Origin of the sequence: Mesorhizobium sp. M7A.F.Ca.US.006.04.2.1 (assembly GCF_004022915.1) — a bacterium.
GTDB classification, from domain to species: Bacteria; Pseudomonadota; Alphaproteobacteria; order Rhizobiales; family Rhizobiaceae; genus Mesorhizobium; species Mesorhizobium ciceri.
Genome location: NZ_RZQA01000992.1, coordinates 1 through 2,077, shown reverse-complemented (window position 1 = coordinate 2,077; position 2,077 = coordinate 1). Strand labels below are relative to the sequence as shown.

Annotated in this window: 3 protein-coding genes; all 3 read left to right on the top strand. The window is 65.6% G+C overall.

What is annotated here, in order from left to right; all coding sequences use genetic code 11:
* The coding region (locus EN925_RS33305) for an ABC transporter ATP-binding protein (RefSeq protein ID WP_164894569.1) at positions 1-391 on the top strand (391 nt) is incomplete at its 5' end.
* A gap of 49 nt (positions 392-440) precedes the next feature.
* A complete protein-coding gene (locus tag EN925_RS33300; protein ID WP_027163210.1) occupies positions 441-1,388 on the top strand; it encodes an ABC transporter substrate-binding protein in 948 nt (315 codons plus the stop codon).
* Positions 1,389-1,417: 29 nt separating this feature from the next.
* Positions 1,418-2,077: iron ABC transporter permease (locus tag EN925_RS33295; RefSeq protein ID WP_245487402.1), on the top strand; the 660-nt coding region annotated here is incomplete at its 3' end.

Sequence of the window (2,077 nt, the reverse complement as noted above, 5' to 3'; positions counted from 1 at the left end):
TGGCCGCACCGTCGGCTCGCTGTCGGGCGGCGAGCGCCAGCGCGCCCAACTGGCGCGCGCCATCGCCCAGCAGCCCAAAATCCTGTTCCTCGACGAACCGACCAACCATCTGGACCCGCGCGCCCGCGGCGAACTGCTCGACCTCGTGGCAGGCTTCGAGATGACGGTGATCGCGGTGCTGCACGATCTGGCGCTGGTAGCACCCTTCGCCACCAGGGTTGCGGTGATGAATCATGCCCGCCTGCAAGCGCTCGCCGCACCGCGCGAAGCGCTGGCCCAACAGCTGATCCGCGAGATTTTCGGCATCGATGTGCTGCGCCTGCGCCATCCGACCGAGGATCGAGAGTTGACGGTGTTCGAGGTTCCGAACCGTGCCGCGCCGCCGTCGTGATTGAAGCCGTTCCATAGTCGACCCGATCCCACCCACAAGGAGCATACCCGTGAAACGCCTCGCTTTTTCGCTTGCCGTCTCGCTGCTGACCTCGACCGCCTTCGCCTTCCCGGTAACCGTCGACAGCTGCGGCAAGCCGCTGACCTTCGACGCGCCGCCGAAGCGCGCTGTCATCCATGATCTGAACATGGCCGAGATGGCTTTCGCGCTGAAATTGCAGCCGTCAATCGTCGGCCTGACCGGCATCACCGGATGGTACAAGGTCGGTCCCGAATTCAAGGCAGAGCAGGGTTCGATCCCGGAGCTGGCGCCGAAATATCCGACGCTCGAAAACCTCGTGGCCGTGGAGCCGGATTTCTTCTTCGCCGGCTGGTACTACGGCATGAAGCCGGGTGGCGAGGTGACGCCCGACACGCTTGCCCCGCACGGCATCAAGACGCTGGTTCTGGCGGAAAGCTGCGTCCATCTCGACAAGAGGCGCCCCGCCGCCTCGATGGACCTGCTCTACGGCGACGTCGAAAAGCTGGGCAAGATCTTCGGCAAGGAGACAGAGGCGGAAAAGCTTGTCTCTGGCTGGAAGGCGCAGCTCGCCGACATCACCGCCAAGGTCGGCAGCGCCAAGGGCACGCGGGTGTTCCTCTACGATTCCGGCGAGGACAAGCCGTTCACCGCAGGCAAGTTCGCCATCCCCAGCGCCATGATCACTGCCGCCGGCGGCGACAACATCATGGCTGACATGGACACCAGCTGGGGCAACACGGATTGGGAAACGGTGGCGTCGCGCAATCCGCAATTCCTCATCCTGCTCGATTACCAGGACGGTGGCGGCTACAGGAAGCTGCTCGACTTCCTGAAGGCGCATCCGGCCATGAAGGAGACCGACGCGGTCAAGAACGAGCGCTTCGTTGCCCTCCGCTACGCCGAGCTGACGCCTGGACCCGCCAACATCGAAGCGATCGACAAGATCGCCAAGGCCATGCACCCGGAAGCATTTTGAGCTTGCGCCATCCGGCATTTGCGTTGGCCATGCTGGCGGGAGCGGCGGCGATCGCCGCTCTCGCTCTGCTGTCGATCGCCTATGGCTCGACGCTGATCCCGCTGGCCGACGTTGTAGCAGCGCTTGGCCGCGCAATCGGCTTAGGCGGGCACGACGTGTCCGGGCCGGTCGGCAAGATCGTCGTCGATCTGCGGCTGCCGCGCACGATCCTGGCCATCTGCGTCGGCGCGGGCCTCGGCGTCGTCGGCGCGCTGCTGCAGACAGTGACCCGCAACGATCTCGCCGATCCGTTCCTGTTCGGCCTGTCGTCGGGCGCCGCCGCCGGTGCTGTTTCCGTCATCACCGTCTTCGGCGACAGCTTTGGCATCTGGACGTTGCCGGTCGCGGCCTTCACCGGCGGCATATTGGCCGCCGGCGTCGTCCTGCTGCTGGTCGCGCGGGTGAGGGGCCAAGGGCCGGAGCGGCTGATCCTCGCCGGCCTTGCCGTGTCCTTCATGTTCACCGCCTTGACCAACTACCTGGTCTTTGCCGGCGACCAGCGCGCCGCCCACTCCGTGTTGTTCTGGACGATGGGCGGCCTTGGCCTGGCGCGCTGGGACAATATCTGGTTGGGCGCGCTGGGTGCGGGCACCATTCTGGCTTACGCGCTGTGGAACCACCGCCGGCTCGATGCCTTCCTGGCCGGCGAA